Annotated in this window: 4 protein-coding genes; 2 read left to right on the forward strand and 2 right to left on the reverse strand. The window is 63.8% G+C overall.

The genetic code is table 11. From position 1 onward, the window contains the following. Positions 1-179 precede the first annotated feature (179 nt). Together ACFMO5_RS10745 and ACFMO5_RS10750 are read left to right on the forward strand one after the other, a co-directional pair. Positions 180-536, forward strand: coding sequence for a hypothetical protein (locus ACFMO5_RS10745; protein WP_376792751.1), 357 nt, complete (start codon positions 180-182; stop codon positions 534-536). Positions 537-559: 23 nt separating this feature from the next. Continuing rightward, on the forward strand, positions 560-1,495 hold the full coding sequence (locus ACFMO5_RS10750) for a hypothetical protein (RefSeq protein WP_376792752.1): 936 nt from the start codon (positions 560-562) through the stop codon (positions 1,493-1,495). Positions 1,496-1,539: 44 nt separating this feature from the next. Here ACFMO5_RS10750 and ACFMO5_RS10755 read toward each other — a convergent pair whose 3' ends face one another. Then, positions 1,540-2,028: a DinB family protein gene (locus ACFMO5_RS10755; protein WP_376792753.1), complete on the reverse strand. Its 489-nt coding sequence runs from the start codon at positions 2,026-2,028 to the stop codon at positions 1,540-1,542. A 189-nt stretch (positions 2,029-2,217) separates the two neighbouring features. Continuing rightward, positions 2,218-4,659 (reverse strand): Lon protease family protein, encoded by a 2,442-nt coding sequence (locus tag ACFMO5_RS10760; RefSeq protein WP_376792754.1) that lies wholly within the window; start codon positions 4,657-4,659, stop codon positions 2,218-2,220. Between the last annotated feature and the right edge of the window lie 125 nt (positions 4,660-4,784).

Consider the following 4,784-nt stretch of genomic DNA (forward strand, 5'->3'; position numbering starts at 1 on the left):
ACCCCAAAACCATGCGGTTTCCCCCGCGGCCCTTCAGGCCGCGAGAAGGGAGATGGCCCGGACGAGAGGCTGGGCTGTCCGTTGGTCCAAAGCCAAAGATCCCGTGATGCCAAGGGAGGCGGGGAGCTGCCTGCTCCACACCGGTATCGGAAGTTCCAAGTCGATCCCTGGAGGTTCGGATGCCGAAATGCGTTGTGGTCGTGATCCCGAATTTAGAGAAGGTTCATGAGGTGCTGCGTGCTTGGGAGGCTTTAGGGGTCCCTGGGGTGACGATGATCGACACCATCGGGATGGCCTCCCTGCGCCAGTGGGTGGGACGAGAGGACCTGCCTTTGGTTCCTTCCTTGCGCTCCATCCTGGAAAGCGCTGAGACCGCTTTCCATCACCGGACGCTGTTCTCCGTCCTCCCGGACGACTTCGATCTAGAACGGTTGATTCAGGAGACCGAGAGGATCGTCGGCCGTTTCGAGGAGCCGGAGACCGGTTTCCTCTTCGTGTTGCCCGTCCTGGAAGTCCGCGGCCTCCGCCAGCCATGAGCGTCCTTCGAGTACGGGAGGTGATGGAGCACGGGCTCCCAGCGCTGCGGCTGGAGAACGGCCCCCTCGCGCTCACGATCATCCCGGATCTGGGAGGGAAGATCGCGGCATGGGAGGACCGGCGCCGAGGCCTTTCCTGGCTGTGGCAGAACCCCTATTTGTCCTGGCGGCTCCCTCCGGGCGAGGCCAGCTACGTTCGAGCGTTCGACCTGGGGGGTTGGGATGAGTGTTTCCCTGCAGTGGCTCCGGGGGCTTACCCGGCCGATCCATGGGCAGGAGCTCCGATCCCGGATCATGGGGAGCTGTGGCTGCAACCCTGGAAAGTGCAGGCCCGCATCGAGCAGGGGAAGCGGATCATTGTCACCGGAGCGGCTGCGGGCCGTCGTTTCCCTTACCGCTTTGAGCGCGCGCTCATCCTGGAGGCCGATCGCCCCAGCGTCCAAATCCGCTATCGCCTATGGAACGACGCGGAGCATACCTTCTACTTTCTCTGGGCGGCTCACCCCCTGCTCCCGCTGTTGCCTGGGACGCGCGTGCTGGTTCCTGGGCCAGCGACGGGGCGAATCGCCGCGGCGATCGGCGTTTCCCCGCAGACCGCTGTTTTCTCCTGGCCCCGGCTTCCAGTGGCAGGAGGCGTTCTAGACCTCCAAGAGCCGGACCCGGAGGGCGGTTGGGCCTTGAAGTTGTTCCTCCGGCCGGCCGCCTCCTGGGTTCGTCTGATCCATCCGAGCGGCGCGTGGTGGGAGATGGGCTGGCGCGGCCCGATCACCCACCTGGGCTTGTGGATCAACGCCGGGGGATGGTCTGGGGCGGATACGCCCCCTTACCAGAATCTGGGGCTGGAACCGTCGATTGGGGCACCGGATGATCTAGCGAGCGCGATCCGGGAGTGGGGGACCTTCGGCCTGTTGCCGCCGCTCCAGGAGATCGAGTGGTCCTTGAGCGTGACGGTGGGGTAAGGGGGGAGCTTTGCCGCAAGACCCCTGGGTTACGCAACTCCTGTCTATCCAGCTGCCCGCCTCCGCTCCAGCCACCGCTCAATATCCACCCGGTGCTCAGCGTCATGCTCGAATGTGTCCGCCGCGATGAGCTCCCAAAGCGGGCCGGAGACGCCGGGGAAGCGTCCGGGTTGCGTGAGGTCTGCATCCGAGAAGCGGTCCAGCCGTTTCAACAGCTGCTGATACGTTCCATGGAAATCCGCCAGCACCCGCTCCAGCGGGCGATCCTTCTGTTCAAGGTAAAAGCGTTCGTTCAGGGCGTCCACTTCGGCCTCCGAGAGGCCGAGATCTTTCGGGCGGCGCCCCTGCTCCAGCTGGAAAAGGATGGTGATCAACCGCCCCTGCCACACAGCGATGTGGGCCAGGATGTCCTTGACGGTCCACTCCCCGAAGACCGGCTCCTGGCTCAGCGCCTCTGGGGGGAGCCCTTCCAGGGCCTTCAGGAGGCGCTCCCGCTCCTCTTGGATTCGCCGGATCAGTGTCTCTTTATCCATCGCGTCCTCTCACGTCCTCTTTTGGGGAACAAGGGGGCGGCGCGATTCCCCGTCTGGGCCTTCCATTCGTACGGACAAGCCCCGCTCTTCCTTGCCCCTCCTTATCTCCCCGCGGCCGAAAGGGCCGCGGGGGGGAGGGATGAAAAATGTTTTTGAGGTGGGGGGCCGCCTTCGGAGGCCCCCCACATCTTATTCATTTTTCTGGTTTTTCTGGGATTCCTGCTCCTTCCGCTCCGGGCGTTCCTCCCGGCCGAAGCGTTGCAGCGTCTCAGCCATCTCTCGCAATCGCTGATCCACCCGCGCGTTGATCGTCCCCTCAGGATATTTCCCATCAGGCCCCCGCTCGCCCGCGGGCAGGCCGGTCAGGATCTCGATGGCCTCGTCCACGGTGCGAGCAGCCCAGATATGGAACTTCCCCTCGCGGACGGCTTCCACCACCTCCTCTCGGAGCATCAGGTTGCGGACGTTGGCCTCGGGGATGATGACGCCCTGCTCTCCGGTAAGCCCCTTGATCTTGCAGGTGTAATAAAAGCCCTCGATTTTCTCGTTCACCCCGCCGATGGCCTGCAGCTCTCCTTTCTGGTTGATCGATCCGGTGATGGCGATGCCCTGACGGATCGGGACATCGGCCAGGGCGGAGAGCAGCGCGCAGAGCTCCGCACACGAGGCGCTGTCCCCCTCCACGCCGGAATAGGACTGCTCGAACACCAGGCGGGCGGAGAGGGTGAGCGGTTTGTCCTGGGCGTATTTGGAGGCGAGGTATCCGCTTAGGATCAGCACCCCCTTCGTGTGGATCGGCCCGCCCAGCCGGGCCTCCCGCTCGATGTCGATCACTCCCTCCCGGCCCAGGGCAACGGTCGCTGTGATCCGGTTCGGCCGGCCGAAGCGGTAATCTCCGAGATCCAGGATCGAGAGGCCATTGACCTGGCCGACTTTTGCCCCCTCGATATCGATGAGCAAAGTGCCCTCGGCGATCAGCTGCCGGATGCGTTCTTCGATCAGGTTCGACCGGTAGATCTTGGCCTCGAGGGCTTGGCGGACATGCTCCGCAGTCACGATGTGGGAGCCTGCTTTGCGGGCCCAGAAGTTGGCCTCCCGCACCAAATCGGCGATCTCGGCGAACCGGGTGGAGAGCCGGTTTTGATCTTCCGCCAGCCGGCTGCCGTATTCGATGACCCGCGCCACCGCCCCTGCGTCGAGGTGGCACAACCCTTCCTTCCGGCAGAGGGTGCTGATCAAGGCGATGTAATCCCGCACCCCGTTCTCGTCCCACGGCATCTCAATGTCGAAGTCCGCCTTCACCTTGAAGAGCTCGCTGAATTCCTCATCGTAGAGATACAGCAGGTGATAGAGCAGGGGGCTGCCGATGAGGATGACCTTCACGTTGAGGGGGATCGGCTCCGGGTCCAGGGTGCGGGTGGTGAGCAGTCCCACCCGCTCCCCGGGCTCCTCGATCTCGATGGCCCGCTGGCGCAGGGTGCGCTTCAGGCCCTCCCAGACGAAGGGGTTCAGGAGCACCCCCTCCACGGGCATCACCAAGTAGCCCCCGTTGGCCCGATGAAGGGCACCCGCGCGGATGAGGGTGAAATCGGTGTGCAGCACCCCCAGCAGGCTCTCTTTCTCCAGGCGCCCGAAGACGTTAGGAAAGGTGGGGTTCCATTCGATGACCACCGGGGCCCCCTGTTGCTCCGCGTTGTCCACCAGCACATTGACCGCGTATTTGCGCAAGGCCATATCTGCGAAGGCGGGCAAGGGGAGAGGGAAGGGGAGGGCCTGGCCCTCTTCCCGACCCCGGAACTGATCCACGTTCTCCACAATGTCATCCTGGACGGCCTTAAGGTAAGCGAGCACCTCCGGGAGATCCCGGTATTTCTCAAAGAGATCGTCCATTAACCCTTCCACCACAAAGAGGGCGATCTCCCGGTTGAGTTGTCGCACACGCTCTTGAGCGGCCCGCTCCAGTTGGCGGATCTCTTTAATCGCTTGTTTCACCTCCTCTTCGAAGGCCTCCCGGCGCCGGCGCAGCAGCTCTTGCATTGCGGGAGGCAGAGCGGCGAGCTGCTGCTCGGTGATTGGGCGACCGCCCAAGAGGGGGATCACCGCGATCCCCATGGGGGTGACCTCCACCCTCATCTCTTGAGCCATCGCCCGCTGGTTCAACCGTTGGAGGATCTCCTCCCGTTGCTGATTGACCTCCTTCAGGATGGCCTCCCGGCGGGCGTTGTATTCGTCGCTCTCGAAGACGCGGGGGATCTCCCGGCGGACCGCTTCGATGAGCTGTTGCATGTCGCGGCGCAGCTCGCGACCCTTTCCAGGCGGCAGGCGAAGGGCACGGGGGCGCGCGGGGTCCTGGAAGTTATACACGTAGCACCAGTCGGGCGGCGTGGGCTGGGTTTTCGCCCGGGCCTCCAGGAACATCTGAACGCCGGTCATCCGCCCGACCCCTGGGGGACCCGCCACGTAGATATTGAAGCCCTGGTCGGGGATGTCCAAGCCGAATTCCAGGGCGGCCACCGCTCGGGGTTGCCCGATTAATCCCGCCAGGGGCGGGAGCTCTTCGGTGGAGCGCAAAGGAAGGACGCTTGGATCCACGGTGCGACGCAATGCTTCAGGTGGAAGCGCGCGGGCCATCAATCGTTTCCTCCTCAAGGAAGATGCCTGCGGGCTTTGGAACTGTGCGGCCAAATTTCCTTCAATTCCGAATTTGATTTTTGGTTTTAATCCCCTGGGGGTTTAGGGCGAGCCGGACGCCGAAG

Origin of the sequence: Thermoflexus sp., assembly GCF_042408365.1 — a bacterium.
Lineage (GTDB): Bacteria > Chloroflexota > Anaerolineae > Thermoflexales > Thermoflexaceae > Thermoflexus.

Coding starts and splice junctions, on each gene's coding strand:
- ACFMO5_RS10750 (WP_376792752.1), top strand. CDS start 560: ATGGAGCACGGGCTCCCAGCGCTGCGGCTGGAGAACGGCCCCCTCGCG.
- ACFMO5_RS10755 (WP_376792753.1), bottom strand. CDS start 2,028: ATGGATAAAGAGACACTGATCCGGCGAATCCAAGAGGAGCGGGAGCGC.
- ACFMO5_RS10760 (WP_376792754.1), bottom strand. CDS start 4,659: ATGGCCCGCGCGCTTCCACCTGAAGCATTGCGTCGCACCGTGGATCCA.
- ACFMO5_RS10745 (WP_376792751.1), top strand. CDS start 180: ATGCCGAAATGCGTTGTGGTCGTGATCCCGAATTTAGAGAAGGTTCAT.